The sequence below is a fragment of the Ruminococcus sp. 5_1_39BFAA genome (genome assembly GCF_964240875.1).
In the GTDB taxonomy this organism is placed as follows: domain Bacteria; phylum Bacillota; class Clostridia; order Lachnospirales; family Lachnospiraceae; genus Blautia_A.
The window spans coordinates 178,179-192,536 of record NZ_CAXSVO010000003.1 but is presented as its reverse complement, the minus strand read 5'-3'; the positions used below and the strand labels follow the sequence as shown (position 1 = coordinate 192,536).

18 protein-coding genes are annotated in these 14,358 nt (G+C 47.1%); 12 read left to right on the top strand and 6 right to left on the bottom strand.

Annotated elements, in window-relative coordinates; translation table 11 throughout:
* Positions 1-5 precede the first annotated feature (5 nt).
* Positions 6-1,955 carry a beta-galactosidase gene (locus ACESZH_RS05910; RefSeq protein ID WP_373213237.1) on the top strand — a complete coding sequence of 650 codons (1,950 nt, stop codon included), beginning with the start codon at positions 6-8 and terminating at the stop codon, positions 1,953-1,955.
* A 61-nt stretch (positions 1,956-2,016) separates the two neighbouring features.
* Here ACESZH_RS05910 and ACESZH_RS05905 read toward each other — a convergent pair whose 3' ends face one another.
* The 5 genes from ACESZH_RS05905 to ACESZH_RS05885 form a co-directional block, all read right to left on the bottom strand.
* Positions 2,017-2,517 (bottom strand): QueT transporter family protein, encoded by a 501-nt coding sequence (locus ACESZH_RS05905; RefSeq protein WP_373213239.1) that lies wholly within the window; start codon positions 2,515-2,517, stop codon positions 2,017-2,019.
* Positions 2,518-2,727: 210 nt separating this feature from the next.
* Positions 2,728-3,360 (bottom strand): stage V sporulation protein AA, encoded by a 633-nt coding sequence (locus tag ACESZH_RS05900; RefSeq protein ID WP_373213240.1) that lies wholly within the window; start codon positions 3,358-3,360, stop codon positions 2,728-2,730.
* A gap of 34 nt (positions 3,361-3,394) precedes the next feature.
* The gene (spoVAE, locus tag ACESZH_RS05895; protein WP_373213241.1) at positions 3,395-3,751 is read right to left on the bottom strand and encodes a stage V sporulation protein AE; all 357 of its coding nucleotides are present in this window, start codon (positions 3,749-3,751) and stop codon (positions 3,395-3,397) included.
* Position 3,752: 1 nt separating this feature from the next.
* The gene (locus ACESZH_RS05890) at positions 3,753-4,832 is read right to left on the bottom strand and encodes a stage V sporulation protein AD (protein WP_373213243.1); all 1,080 of its coding nucleotides are present in this window, start codon (positions 4,830-4,832) and stop codon (positions 3,753-3,755) included.
* On the bottom strand, positions 4,829-5,299 hold the full coding sequence (locus ACESZH_RS05885; protein ID WP_373213246.1) for a SpoVA/SpoVAEb family sporulation membrane protein: 471 nt from the start codon (positions 5,297-5,299) through the stop codon (positions 4,829-4,831). The genes ACESZH_RS05890 and ACESZH_RS05885 overlap by 4 nt, the downstream gene beginning before the upstream one ends.
* A gap of 188 nt (positions 5,300-5,487) precedes the next feature.
* Here ACESZH_RS05885 and ACESZH_RS05880 point away from each other — a divergent pair, with 188 nt between their 5' ends.
* Positions 5,488-6,480, top strand: coding sequence for an AraC family transcriptional regulator (locus ACESZH_RS05880; protein ID WP_373213249.1), 993 nt, complete (start codon positions 5,488-5,490; stop codon positions 6,478-6,480).
* A gap of 13 nt (positions 6,481-6,493) precedes the next feature.
* Here ACESZH_RS05880 and ACESZH_RS05875 read toward each other — a convergent pair whose 3' ends face one another.
* Positions 6,494-6,913, bottom strand: a complete 420-nt coding sequence (locus ACESZH_RS05875) for a stage V sporulation protein AB (RefSeq protein WP_373213252.1) — start codon at positions 6,911-6,913, stop codon at positions 6,494-6,496.
* 142 nt (positions 6,914-7,055) lie between these two features.
* Between ACESZH_RS05875 and ACESZH_RS05870 the strand changes: the two genes are divergently transcribed.
* From ACESZH_RS05870 to rplW, 10 genes are all read left to right on the top strand, one after another.
* A complete protein-coding gene (locus ACESZH_RS05870; protein ID WP_373213254.1) occupies positions 7,056-7,775 on the top strand; it encodes a ThiF family adenylyltransferase in 720 nt (239 codons plus the stop codon).
* A gap of 39 nt (positions 7,776-7,814) precedes the next feature.
* A complete protein-coding gene (gene murB / locus ACESZH_RS05865) occupies positions 7,815-8,726 on the top strand; it encodes a UDP-N-acetylmuramate dehydrogenase (protein WP_373213257.1) in 912 nt (303 codons plus the stop codon).
* A 13-nt stretch (positions 8,727-8,739) separates the two neighbouring features.
* Entirely contained in the window at positions 8,740-9,618 is an 879-nt protein-coding gene (gene rapZ / locus ACESZH_RS05860; RefSeq protein ID WP_373213260.1) for an RNase adapter RapZ, read from the top strand.
* An 18-nt stretch (positions 9,619-9,636) separates the two neighbouring features.
* On the top strand, positions 9,637-10,596 hold the full coding sequence (whiA, locus tag ACESZH_RS05855) for a DNA-binding protein WhiA (RefSeq protein WP_373213262.1): 960 nt from the start codon (positions 9,637-9,639) through the stop codon (positions 10,594-10,596).
* On the top strand, positions 10,593-10,847 hold the full coding sequence (locus ACESZH_RS05850) for an HPr family phosphocarrier protein (RefSeq protein WP_373213263.1): 255 nt from the start codon (positions 10,593-10,595) through the stop codon (positions 10,845-10,847). Before whiA ends, ACESZH_RS05850 begins: the two co-directional genes overlap by 4 nt.
* A 31-nt stretch (positions 10,848-10,878) precedes the next feature.
* A complete protein-coding gene (locus ACESZH_RS05845) occupies positions 10,879-11,943 on the top strand; it encodes a hypothetical protein (RefSeq protein ID WP_373213265.1) in 1,065 nt (354 codons plus the stop codon).
* A 384-nt stretch (positions 11,944-12,327) separates the two neighbouring features.
* Entirely contained in the window at positions 12,328-12,645 is a 318-nt protein-coding gene (gene rpsJ / locus ACESZH_RS05840) for a 30S ribosomal protein S10 (RefSeq protein WP_373213266.1), read from the top strand.
* Positions 12,646-12,739: 94 nt separating this feature from the next.
* Positions 12,740-13,372, top strand: a complete 633-nt coding sequence (gene rplC, locus ACESZH_RS05835) for a 50S ribosomal protein L3 (protein ID WP_373213268.1) — start codon at positions 12,740-12,742, stop codon at positions 13,370-13,372.
* 21 nt (positions 13,373-13,393) lie between these two features.
* Complete coding sequence (rplD, locus tag ACESZH_RS05830) at positions 13,394-14,014, top strand: 50S ribosomal protein L4 (protein WP_373213270.1); 621 nt, start codon at positions 13,394-13,396, stop codon at positions 14,012-14,014.
* Positions 14,014-14,313 (top strand): 50S ribosomal protein L23, encoded by a 300-nt coding sequence (rplW, locus tag ACESZH_RS05825; protein WP_373213272.1) that lies wholly within the window; start codon positions 14,014-14,016, stop codon positions 14,311-14,313. Before rplD ends, rplW begins: the two co-directional genes overlap by 1 nt.
* Positions 14,314-14,358: the final 45 nt, after the last annotated feature.

Below are 14,358 nucleotides of genomic sequence, written 5' to 3'. Positions count from 1 at the left end.
TCCGGATGATCTTTGGTGCTTGTTATTATCCGGAGCATTGGGAGAAAAGCCAGTGGGCGGAGCACGCCAGACTGATGCGGGAGGCTGGTTTTAACGTTATTCGGACCGGTGATTTTGCCTGGGGCTTGATGGAGCCGGAAGAAGGGAAGTTTGATTTTTCTTTTCTGGATGAAGCGATCGAGGTTCTGGCAGAGGAAGGAATACAGGTGATTCTCTGTAGTCCTACTGCCGGACCGCCTAAGTGGCTGGCAAACCGGTATGATATTCTGCAGCGGGACCGTTACGGACGGAAGGAAAACTGGGGATCCAGGCGGGAAGCCTGTGCCAACAGTCCGGATTATGTGAGAGCAAGCAGGAATATCGTGGAAGCCATGGTGAAGCATTACAGGGATAATCCAAATGTGATCGCGTGGCAGATTGACAACGAATTTGGCTGTCATAATTCCACACGCTGTTACTGCGAAAACTGTAGAAGAAAATTCGGGAAGTGGCTTTCGGAAAAATACGGAACCATTGAGAATTTGAACAAGATTTGGGGAACTGTGTTCTGGAGCCTGCAGTATGAGTCGTTTGATGACGTGATTCTTCCGGTTTATAACTCTTGTGAGCCGGAAAATGCCCAGAGCTGGTCGCACAATCCGTCATTGGATCTGGAATACCGCCGTTTTGCGTCGGATTCCTGGGTAGAATACCAGAATATGCAGGCGGATATCATCCGTTCCTATACCGATAAGCCGGTGACGCATAACTTTATGGGACATTTCTCTGATCTTGATTATTATAAGCTGGCAGAGAAGCTGGATTTTGTATCGTGGGACAATTATCCGGATAACCAGTGGGGGGATTCCGAGTATTCCTATGTCTCTATGGCTCATGAAAATATGCGGGGCTTGAAAAATAAGAATTTTATAGTGACAGAACAGGAATCCGGCCCCTGCGGCTGGGATGTCCTGGGAGCAACACCGGAGCCGGGCCAGCTTCGTCTGTGGACCTATCAGGCGCTGGCGCACGGTGGGGAAGGGATAATCTACTTCCGTTTTAAAGCACTGCATTACGGAATGGAACAGTATTGGTATGGAATCCTGGACCATGACGGAATTCCTCGCAGGCGGTATTACGAAATACAGAGAACAGGACAGGAATTAAGAAAACTGGAGCCATACATTGCGGGTGTACGGAATTGCTATGACGCATTGATCGTGAAGGATTATGACAATATATGGGGACATGAGATCCGCCGTCACACCAGGAATTTTGATTACCGGAATCTGCTGTATGCGTATTACAAAGCAAACACAGAGCTAAATGTGAATACGGCAGTATCCTTTGGCCGCTATGAGGATTATAAGGTTGTTTATATGCCTGGCTATAATATTGTGAAGCCTGAGGAAATGGAGAAGGTGACGGAATATGTAAAAAAAGGAGGAGTCCTTGTTACGACATTTCGAAGCGGAACCAGGGATACTTATAACAATCTCTATACAACAACGCTTCCATGCGCCTTCCGGGAGCTGGCGGGAATCCGGGTGGAGGAGTTTGATGCCCTGCGTAAGCAGACGCACATTACAGGTCTGGTATCCGGCACGGCAAGCCAGTGGTGCGATGTGATAGAACCGATGACAGCGGAGACCCTGTGTACCTATGCAGACCGCTATTTTAAAGGAAAGGCAGCAATTACAGTAAACTCCTTTGGAAGAGGAAAGGTATATTATGTGGGATGCGATCTGGATGAGGACGCTCTGAAAGCGCTGGTACGCCATATTTCTGCGGATGCAGGTATCATTCTGCCGGATGTTCCCTCCGGTGTGGAGGTAATCCGCCGGGAGAACTGTACGATTCTGCTGAATTATAACGATCATGAGGTGCAGACTTCATATGCCGGAAGGTCTCTGGTTACCGGAGAGATGTCCGATGGAAGACTGGAAGCATATGGAGTAGAGTTTTTGGAAAAATAGAGAAGTGCTGTTCCATAACAGATTCGTTGCGGAACAGCACTTTTTTACGTATACCAGTCATTTATCTGGCAGACACCTGTCTGCCGAAAATCGTATCCTTGTATTTGGACAGGGCAGTGAGAAGGATCATTCCGAAGACTCCGCAGGATACGACCTCTCCTGCTCCTACTGTGAGCATCATAAGAGGGATCGGAAGGTTCACGCCGTAGCCGTAATACAGCACGAATGGCACGATCACCGCGTTTGCCACGATTGGCGGAACAGGTGCCAGCCATTTGCTGGAGTTACGGAGCTGGTAGGTGAATACCGCACCAATAAGTGTGGCAATGCTTCCGAAGATAATATCCACCGGAATGCCGCCGCCCAGAATATTTGCAATGATACATCCTACAAACAGTCCGGGAACAGCCGCTGGCGTAAAGTAGGGCAGTATGGTCAGCGCCTCTGAGACGCGCACCTGCACTTCGCCGTAGCTAAACGGCGCGAACACCAGAGTCAGCACTACATAGACAGCCCCGATCAGAGCCGCCTGCACAAGGAACAGGGTACTTTTGTTTTTCATATTCATTTGTCTCCTTTAGTTTTGTTTTACGAGTGGAAGGTCTCGAACACTCGATTCATTTAACGCCGGGAATCGGCGGCAAGCCCGAAAAGACCTTATTTTTTGCTTTAGCATACAAAGCTGGCTGCCAGTGGCAGGCTGCGTGTAGTGGGCTTTGCAACGAAGGAGAGTATAGCATAGTTTGAATAGAAAAGCAAGTAGGACAGCATATCAATTATTATTCTGCTCCTGATTTTCCATAAGGCGGTCGGCATCTTCTATGATAGTGGTGTTGACATCATTTTCGTAAAGCCGCATCTGCACCTGCATGGGAGTAGGATCATCGGTCAGCTTCAGGCGGCCAAAATGATTGAAAAAGAACAGAACGCCCAGGCCGATCCCTACAGAGTAAGAAATCTCCAAAATGGTGAAATTATTTGAGGTCTGTCCTGTGACCTGCAGGTAGATCTGCCGAAACAGCGCCGGGACATCCACGTCATTGTTAAAGGTCATGATAGAAAAAGCCGCTCCAAAAAAGGTTGCCAGGCAGACAAAGATTACCTTGCACCACCGCCAGACCAGATTAGGCATGGGCTCCTTCTGGTAGGTGATGATAAAATCAGGTTCCCCTATGGTATTGATATCCAGGTTTGGCTCCTTCTGCTGGATCTCTTTTACAAGGTCCATAACAGACATCACATATCGTCCCGGTTTATCCGGATTCAGATTGGTGACAGGCATTACCCGAACGCGGTTCAATACCTTGGGATTATTGCAGGAAAGCTTGGCAATGTCCTGGAGATATATGTGAGGATGATGTACCTCTACATTTTCCTCTAACTGGATATGCAGGGTGTCGCTCATAGTTCCACATCCTTTCTAAATGGTGTAACGGGCATTATTGCTTCATTTTCGGCTTAAAGATCCAGCTTGCAATATAAGAAAATATCAGAGCGGCAGACACGCCTGCAGCACAGGCGGTAAAGCCTCCTGTAAAAAGTCCGATAAAGCCGTCGCTGTCAATTGCCTCCTTCATTCCTTTCCACAAGGTGTTTCCAAATCCCAGCAATGGAACGCTGGCCCCGGCTCCGGCATAGTCGATCAGGGGCTGGTATATCCCCAAAGCGCCGAGAAGCGTACCTGTGCAGACCAGAAGAACCATGACACGTCCGGGCATCAGTTTTGTTTTATCCAGTAAAATCTGAACCAGGGCACAGATCAGACCGCCGACCCAGAATGCGTTTATATAATCCATATCATACCTCCATATGCTCCAGCACGACAGCATGCGCAATTCCCGGAATGGAATCGCCTTCGTTAAAGCTGGTTTTGGAAAGCAGCGCTCCGGTGGGAACAAAAAGCACGCGCTTCCATTCTCCTGCGGCAATTCTTGGCAGGATGTGGGCCGCCAGAACAGAGGCTGCACATCCGCATCCGCTTCCTCCGGCGTGGGTATCCTGCGTTTCCCCGTCAAAGATCAAAAGACCGCAATCCTGGTGCTGCTTTTCAATATCAATACCTTTTTCATAAAGAAGATCCATAAGGATCCGCCGTCCCACTGCGCCAAGATCTCCGGTAAAGATCCTGTCATAATCAGAGGGCTTTCTGTCAAAATCACAGAGGTTCCGGTAAATGGTGTCGCAGGCAGCAGGAGCCATGCAGCCTCCCATATTAAAAGAATCCTTAAAGCCGTAATCAACCAGTTTTCCGGTGGTGATTCCTGTGATTTTTACACAGCCTCTCCCGTCCAGAAGAGGAGCTGTTTTTTCAGGGATTTCTTCTGCAGGAGGGGTGCTTCCGATCACACAGGCGCCGCTTCCTGTGACGGTCCAGGTAGCAGACAGGGGGCGCTGGTTACCGTAGCCCAGGGGAAAACGGAATTCTTTTTCCGCGCTTGCAAAGTGGCTGGAAGTGGCGCATAGTATATGGTCGCCATACCCCGCTGCAATTGCCATGGAGCCAAGAGACAATGATTCCCCCATGGTTGAGCATGCCCCGAACAATCCATAAAAGGGAATACCCATCCCGGCAATTCCAAAGGAAGAAGCAGTCGTCTGAGCCAGCAGATCGCCTGCAAAAACCATTCGGATATCAGAGGGGGACAACCCTGCTTTTCCCAGAGCAAGGGATGCGGCTTCCTTTTGCATGGTGCTTTCTGCGGCCTCCCAGGTATCTGCTCCGAACATGGGATCCTCGCAGATCATATCAAATTCCTTTCCGAGAGGGCCTTCCCCCTCCTTTTTGCCTACAATAGAAGCGCAGCTTTTGATGTAAACAGGCTGCGCAAATGTAATGCTTGCGCAGCCTGTGAGCTGCTGTGTGTTTGCCTGATTCATGCCATCACCCCCATGATTTTCAGAAGATAGTAGATTAGTCCAAGTGCCCAGGAGCTCATGATTCCATATAGGATCACAGGTCCTGCAATGGTGAAGATTTTGCAGCCGATGCCGAAAACCTGGCCTTCCGCCTTATATTCAATGGCAGGCGCAGCCACGGAATTGGCAAAGCCGGTAATGGGCACCAGACTTCCGGCACCGCCGAATTTACCGATTTTGGGATAAATATTAAGACCTGTAAGAACCACGGAAAGAAGTACCAGTGTGACAGAGCACCAGGTTCCTGACATGTCTGCATCAAGCCCCTGGCTCTTTGCAAAATTAAGGATGGCCTGACCGATGACACAGATGATCCCTCCGGTAAAAAAAGCCTTCAGCATGTTCAGCGGCAGACTGTGGGTAGGAGTGACTTCCTTTACATACTGTTCGTATTTTTTCTGCTTTTCCTTTTGCTTTGTATTTTCCATGAAAACCGTCCTTTCCCCGGCAGCGCCTTCCAAAAACAGACAGCGTTTTACCGGCTTTTCCCTATAGTGTGCGAAAAAAATCCGGGAATATACTTTCTTTTTTTGAAATTTTCCATTATTATAGTGAAGAATAGTTGCGAGTGCCGTATGGCGGGCAACAGAAAAAATGCAAAAGAGAGGGAAACCGCATGGGGAATTATTTTGTAGGACGCAGGGTGGAACTTCTGACCGATGGCGAAGAAAAGGACATTAAAATATGGCATATGAAGCTGGAGCGGCAGGAAGTGGGTCACATGGCTTGCCGCAGCACAGGTGCCATGACTTTTCTCTGCGTGGCGGATGGGAAGCTTGAATGTCAGGTTGATCAAAATGTGGAAAGTATTTCCGATGGGGAAGCCCTTTTTATCAATAAAGGACATATCTACCGTTTTATAAAAAGCGGGGAGGCAGATCTGGAGATTTACCTCTTAGAAGCTACGGCTGAATATCTGGGAGGAGGTTTCCCTGCGCAATTGCGGGAAAAATATGTGACTGCCGTGGAGCAGGATTTATCATTTGCTGCATATAAATTTGTCCCCTCACCGGAGGGCGACGGGGATGAAGATATTTTGATCCAGGCGATCCAGGCTGCTGCTGAAACGGTCAGAGTTCAGGATGCTGCCTATGAGCTCGACCTGAAAAGCTGGCTTCTTACAGCGTGGGGAAGTCTGTATAAAAAATTTATCCAGCTTTCACCTTCCTGTAAAAAAGCAGTTCTCCGGGAAAGGGAAAAGCTTACAGGTATGGTGGATTATCTGAATGCACATTATAATGAAAAGCTGACCTTAAGCTGCCTGGCAGAAAAGAGCAGTGTCAGCAGCGGCGAATATTGCCGATTCTTTAAGAAGCATATGGGCCTTACTCCTTTTGAATATCTGCAGAAATGCAGGATTGAGCGCAGCATGGACGATCTTCTGCAAAAAACGGGAAGCATGGCGGAGGTAGCATTGAAGCATGGATTTAACGGTTCCAGCTACTATTCGGAAACCTTTAAAAAGGAGATGGGATGCGCGCCCGGAGATTACCGGAAATGGTACAGGGGAGACCTTGAACAGTGTCCGCTTAAATGCCCGGAAGAAGCCGGGGCTTCCGGCAGGAAAACAGGATTGCAGGAAAAGGAAATTCCTGCGCACCTTTTATAAAGAAAGAAATCCATCAGGGAAGCCAACTGAGATAGTAGTATATGAGAGAGCCGATGGTTTTTCCCAGGGCTATTGCCATAACAGCCTTTGGCATTCCTTCGCTGAATTTAATACGTCGGGAGAAAATGGGAAATACGTCAGCCATTTCCGCTAAAGCCATGATCCAGCCGCCCAGAAAGATGCCAAAGAAGAGTCCACTGACTGCCAGAAAAAGCGCTCCTCCAGGGATTGGCCACTGATAGAGGAAAAACAGGTTTCCAAGAACTATTCCCAAAAGGGTGATGTCTTCATATAATAAAATATGTTTGCCGGTGTGCGTGTTTCCTGCATAGCGTGGTACAATAGAGAGTCCGATCAGAAGGCCTACCACACCTCCGGCTACGATGACGCCGCTGCAGAATCCAACTACTGCCAGAAAAATCTGCTGCCACATAAGCTGCCACTCCTTTCTTGTCGTAAGATTAGTATTTGGAAAAAAATAAAAATTATGTGTAATTCTAAATAAACTATGAAACCCTGTACATTTGGGGAACGGACATGATATAATAGGAACACTTAATAGGAGGACTTAGGATATGCAGGATGCGTTTTCCAGAATGGGAATTATGCTGGGACATGATGGAGTGGACCGCTTGAGCAAAGCAAAGATTGCCGTATTTGGCATTGGAGGCGTAGGCTCTTATACAGTGGAGGCGCTTGCCAGGTGCGGTGTAGCCAGCCTGACGCTTGTGGATAATGACAGTTTTTCCGTTACCAATATTAACCGCCAGCTTTATGCCCTGCGTTCCACCGTGGGAAAGAGCAAGGTCATGGTGGCAAAAGAGAGGATCCGGGATATTGATGAGAATATTCTGGTAAATACCTATGAGACTTTTTATAATGAGGATACGGCAGGGATGTTTGACCTGGGGGCTTTCGACTATGTGGTGGATGCCATTGACACGGTGACCTCGAAGCTTCTGCTGATCGAGAAGGCAAAGGAGTGCCGGACACCTATCATTTCCTGCATGGGTACAGGAAATAAGATGGATGCTTCCAAGTTTGAGATTACGGATATTGCCAAGACCAGCGTCTGCCCTCTTGCAAAAGTCATGAGGGTGGAATTGCGGAAACGGGGAATCCGTAAGGTGAAGGTCCTTTATTCAAAGGAAAAGCCAGCGAAGTCCCTGTTTGATAATGGAGAGAGAAAGGGGAATACGGAACGGCCTGTGCCGGGCAGCATTTCCTTTGTTCCAAGTGTGGCGGGGCTTTTGATCGCCGGAGAGGTGATCCGCGACCTGCTGGAAAATAAATAGGATAGATCATAAAATAAGAAAGTTTGAGGATTTGGATCTGTGAAACAGGAAATCATACAGAAATTTTGCGGGATACTGGGAGAGGAAAAAGTGCTTTTACAGGAGCCTATGAGCTGTCATACGACATTCCGTATCGGTGGTCCTGCGGAGTTATTTCTGATGCCGTCGACTGTGGAAGCTGTGGGAGCGGTGATAAAGGTGTGCCGCGAAGAAAACCTTCCATATTTTATTCTGGGGAACGGCAGCAACCTTTTGGTAAGCGATGAGGGCTACCGGGGAGTCGTGATCCAGATGTATAAAAATCTGGGAGCGGTTCAGGCAGAAGGAACTTTTATCCGTGCCCAGGCTGGCGCGCTGCTTTCGGGGATTGCGGCGGCAGCCAGAGAGGCGTCCCTGACAGGGTTTGAATTTGCAGCAGGAATTCCCGGGACTCTGGGAGGCGCCGTGGTCATGAACGCTGGAGCTTACGGCGGAGAGATGAGAGACGTACTGAAAGAGGTAACGGTACTGACCAAAGACGGGACAATAAAAAGGCTTTTGTCGGAAGAACTGGAGATGGGATATCGGACCAGTGTGGTCAAAAGGCTGGATTATATTGTCCTTGAGGCAGTGATTTCTCTGGAAAAAGGCGACCAGACAGCAATCTGTGAACGGATGCGGGAGCTTGCCAGACAGCGGATCAGTAAACAGCCGTTGGAATACCCAAGCGCCGGAAGCACTTTTAAAAGGCCGGAAGGATATTTTGCAGGAAAGCTGATCATGGATGCAGGACTTAGGGGCTATCAGGTAGGCGGCGCCCAGGTATCGGAAAAACACTGCGGATTTGTGATCAATGCCGGAAACGCTACCGCACAGGATGTATACAGACTGATGCAGGATGTGCAGGAGCGGGTGATGGATAGATTCGGCGTGCGATTAGAACCCGAAGTGAAATTTTTAGGAAACTTTTGACAGGAGATAAAAAATGAGATTTGTAATTGTAACCGGACTATCGGGAGCAGGAAAGACTGCTGCGCTGAAAATGCTGGAGGATGCCCATTACTTTTGTGTGGATAATCTTCCCATTGCGCTTTTAGAGAAATTTGCGTCTCTGATGCCTGAAATCCATGGTGAGGACGTGCAGAACGTAGCGCTGGGAATTGATGCCAGAAGCGGGCGCGCCCTGGGTGAACTGGAAGTGGTGCTGGACCGTATGAAGGACTCAGGTTATGATTTTCAGATCCTTTTCATGGATGCGGAGGATAAGGTGCTGGTAAAGCGTTACAAGGAAACCAGGAGAAGCCATCCTTTGGCACGTTCCGGCAGAGTGGATGACGGCATTCGCCTGGAAAGGGAAAAAATGGAGTTCCTGAGGAAAAGAGCGGATTATATCATCGATACCAGCCGCCTGCTCACCAGAGAGCTTCGGCAGGAAATCGAAAAGATTTTTGTGAAAAATGAAAAGTTTCATAATATGATGATATCCGTGCTGTCCTTTGGCTTTAAATATGGAATTCCGGTTGACGCGGATCTTGTATTTGATGTGCGCTTTTTGCCGAATCCGTATTATGTGGACGAGCTTCGGCCTCAGACGGGACTTGATGAGAGTGTTTTTAATTTCGTTATGGATAATGAGGTCGCCCGCAGCTTTGCAGACAAGCTGGAGGATATGATCAGCTTTCTGATCCCAAACTATGTGAGTGAGGGAAAGACAAGTCTGGTGATCGCCATAGGCTGTACCGGAGGAAAGCATCGTTCCGTGACTATTGCCAGAGAGCTTTACGGTAGGCTGACTAAAAACACGGAGTATGGTTTCCGCTTAGAACACAGAGATGTGGAGAAGGACAGACTCCTAAAAAAATAAGAAGAAAGAGGTTCGGAAATGTCTTTTTCAGGGATGGTGAAAGATGAACTTTCCAAACGTATTGCAGCTGCCAGACATTGCCAGATAGCAGAGCTGGCAGCTATTGTGAGCTGCTGCGGCCGCATGGAAGAACTGCCGGATGGCGGTTCAGAGCTTCGGATTCAAACAGAAAATGAGGCAGTTGCAAGAAAGTGCTTTACAATATTGCAAAAAACATTTAATATAGAAACAGATATATCCCTACGCGAAAGCAGCTATCTGAAGAAATGCAGTGTTTATTGTATTTCTCTCACTGACCCTTCGGAGGTCAGGGAGCTTCAGGAAGCAGCGAAGCTTTCTGCGGAGGAACACACTGGAGGAATGCTTAAGGTTGACAATTCCATCGTATATCAGCGGAATTGCTGCAAGCGGGCATTCATCCGTGGAGCATTTCTTTCATCCGGATCGATCAGTGACCCCAGAAAAAGCTATCACTTTGAGATTGTGTGCACGGATGAGAAGAAAGCATTGCAGCTACAGGAGATTATCCGCAGCTTCCACATTGATGCCAAGATTGTTCTGCGTAAGAAATCATATGTGGTCTATGTGAAGGAAGGCGCGCAGATTGTGGATATGCTTGCAATCATGGAAGCGAATGTGGCGCTGATGGATCTGGAGAATATCCGGATCCTTAAGGAAATGCGCAATTCAGTGAACCGTAAGGTGAATTGCGAGACTGCGAATATCAACAAAACGGTGAATGCAGCAGTGAAGCAGATTGAAGACATCAGGCTTATTGAAGAGACGATGGGATTTCAAAGCCTGAACGAAGGACTGGAGGAGGTCGCCAGGCTCAGGCTGCAGTATCCGGAGGCTACACTTAAAGAATTAGGAATGATGTTGAACCCTCAGGTTGGCAAATCGGGAGTGAATCACCGGTTGCGTAAGCTGAGCACACTTGCAGATGAACTGAGGGAGAACAAGGAGGAGTTATTATGATTAAAAAGCCAATCACAATTCATTTATCCACTGGACTGGAAGCCAGGCCGGTAGCACAACTGGTACAGGTTGCAAGTCAGTTTAACAGTGAAATTTATGTCGAGATTGGAAAGAAAAAAGTCAATGCCAAAAGTATCATGGGTATGATGACTCTGGGCCTGGATGCAGGAGAGGAGATCACTCTTTCTGCAAACGGTGATGATGAAGAAGCGGCCATGTCAAGCATTGAACAGTATTTAAGCAACCAGTAATGGAAGCAATAAGAAGCGAGGAATGTTACCAATGTCGAAATTTTTAAAGTTTATTGTACATTTTATTGTAATATGCACCATCCTTTGTGTGGTTGCATTAGCAGTGCCTCCGTTTTTCGGAGTGACTACGGAGATCAGAGATGAATCCGGCACAGAAACGAATCTGCCTATGGGTTCCGTTACATATGCGATTCCGGTGAAAACAGAAGAAATAGCTATAGGCGATCCTGTTCTTGTAAATAAGGGAGAAGCAGTGTACCGCTACAACATTTCCACTATAAATATGGAAAATGGTACCGGTACGGCGATCGATCCTACTGTTTCCCAGGCGCAGCCGGTAAACGTTGCAATCGGTGCGTATGTCCCTAAGGTTGTGATCACCATTGGCTTTATCGGATACCTGATGGTTGCGACCAAGAGCATTGAGGGGCTTATCATTCTGGGACTTGCGGTGTTGTTCCTGATTATTCTCTATGTGATCGCAGAGCTTTGGAAAAAGGATCCGGATGACGATGATATTCCAGAGGACACGGAGAGAGGCTATGTAAAGAGTAAAAAAGAGCTGAAACGTGAGGAAAAGAGAAGAGAGCGTCAGTATAGAGAAGAAGAGCGGGAAATCAAGGCGGAAGGCAAACGCCCGAAAAAGAAAGAAAAGCGTAAGGTAAGAACCGGCGGTTTTGTGGATGAGATTGACGAAGAGGATGATTATGAAGAGGAAGAAATAAGACGTCCTCAGAGAAACGTCCAGACCGCTACAAGTGAAGCCCATGAGCTTTTGAAAAAGGAAATTGCAGCGGCCACCGCAGAGGACGCGGAACCTGTACGAAAAGCACAGAGAAGCCGTCAGACAGCGCAGAAGGCGCCTGCAAAGAAAAGAGCAGCAGAGCCGAGATATGTGGAGGAAGAGGAGGAACCGGTAGAGATCAAGAGAATGGCGGTTCCCAGATACTCACCGGCACAGCTTGCTGAGCGTGCGAAGAGAGCCGGAGATGCTCCTGACATCGTAAAGGATGAAATAACAAAGGTCACATTGTTTGATTACTCTGATATCTTTGCAGATGATGAGGATGATGACGATTTGTATGACGAAGACTAAGAAACAATTTTGGGACTGTCCGCCGGACAGTCCCGTTTTGCGTTATTTGCACAAGCGCGTCCCGGCGCGGGTATATGCCGGAAAGTGTGCTTTTTGTATTAAAAAAAATGCAAGAAATCTAAAAAAAGCCTTGCATAAAGAAAAATCTTTGTGTATACTAATAACTGCTGTGACATGATAGCTATGAAGCGTGAGGTTGCTGCCAATGGCAGGTTTTCCGTGGAGCGAATGTCAAGTTAGGAAACTGACGACAAGTCACTGTACAAGTTCAATAGACCATCTAGGGATGGGCGTGTGGAGAGATGTCTTAGGACACACACGGAGATGTGTACAGTCGCCGCTTGTCGTACTGATAACGAGTACGAATAGGAGGAGACTTTTTTTATGGCAAATCAGGTAATGAGAATCACATTAAAAGCTTATGAGCATCAGTTGGTAGATGCTTCCGCAGCAAAAATCATCGACACTGTTAAGAAAAACGGAGCAACTGTTAGTGGACCGGTTCCGCTTCCTACTAAAAAGGAAGTTGTTACAATCTTAAGAGCCGTTCACAAATACAAAGACTCCAGAGAGCAGTTCGAGCAGAGAACTCACAAGAGACTGATTGATATCATTGCACCGACCCAGAAGACAGTTGATGCACTGTCAAGACTGGAAATGCCTGCTGGTGTTCATATCGACATCAAAATGAAAACCAAATAAGTTTTCGCAGGTGATTAATTAAGAAATGCTTTAAGCATTTAGCTATTATTATATGATTGCCCGAAACGGGTAATCCGCTATAGGAGGAAGAAAAATGAAGAAAGCTATTTTAGCTACAAAAGTCGGAATGACTCAGATCTTCAATGATGAAGGAATGTTGATTCCGGTAACCGTTTTACAGGCAGGTCCATGTGTCGTAACTCAGGTTAAGAGTGAAGAAAACGACGGATATGCAGCAGTTCAGGTTGGCTTCGGCGACATCAGAGAAAAATTGGTAAATAAGCCGGAAAAAGGCCACTTTGCAAAAGCAGGCGTTGCAGTTAAGAGATTCGTAAAAGAATTCCGTTTTGAAAACGCTGCTGAATATGAAGTAGGACAGGAAATTAAAGCTGATATCTTTGCAGCAGGCGATCACATCGATGCAACTGCTGTTTCCAAAGGTAAAGGTTTCCAGGGCGCGATCAAGAGACACGGACAGTCCAGAGGACCTATGGCTCACGGTTCTAAATACCATCGTCATGCAGGTTCCAACGGCGCTTGTTCTGACCCAAGCAAGGTATTCAAGGGCAAACATATGCCAGGCCATATGGGAAGCGAGCAGGTAACCGTTCAGAATCTTGAAATCGTACGTGTAGATACAGAAAATAACTTACTGTTAGTTAAGGGTGCTGTTCCAGGACCTAAGAAATCTTTGGTAACGATCAAAGAAACAGTAAAGTCCTTATAATGAGAAAGGAGGAGCACGCAAATGGCAAACGTAACTGTTTATAATATGGAAGGCAATGAAGTTGGAACAATGGAGCTGAACGATGCAGTGTTCGGTGTAGAGATCAACGAGCATCTTGTTCATCTTGCAGTTGTTCGTCAGCTTGGAAATAAACGCCAGGGTACTCAGAAAGCTAAGACACGTTCTGAAGTAAGCGGCGGCGGAAGAAAACCGTGGAGACAGAAAGGAACTGGACATGCAAGACAGGGTTCCATCCGTGCTGCACAGTGGACAGGCGGCGGAATCATTTTCGCACCGACTCCAAGAGATTACGAAGTAAAAATGAACAAGAAAGAAAGAAGAGCAGCATTAAAATCCGCTCTGACTTCTAAGGTTCAGGACAATAAATTAGTAGTTGTTGACAGCCTGGCACTTGCAGAGGTAAAGACAAAAGAGATGCAGAAGGTTCTTACAAACCTGAAAGCAGAGAAACCTCTTGTGATCACTGCAACAGATGACAAAAATGTTATCCTTTCCGCAAGAAACATTCAGGATGTACAGACAGCAACTCCTAACACTATCAACGTATACGATGTTATGAGACACAACACCGTAGTTGTAACCAAAGATGCAGTAGCATCCATCGAGGAGGTATACGCATAATGGCTGACATTAAATACTATGATGTAATCAAAAGACCAGTGATTACTGAAAAATCCATGGCTGCTATGGGTGAGAAGAAATACACTTTCCTCGTTCATCCGGAAGCAAACAAAGCTCAGATCAAAGAAGCTGTAGAGAAAATGTTCGAAGGAACAAAAGTAAAGAGCGTTAATACCATGAATCTGGATGGTAAGAAGAGACGCCGTGGAATGGTAGTTGGAAAAACTGCTAAGTCCAAAAAAGCTATCGTAGCTCTGACAGAAGAGAGCAAGGACATCGAGATCTTCGAGGGACTTTGATCGGAAGCATTGGTTGATAGCTGATTATACGCATTCAAAAGCGTG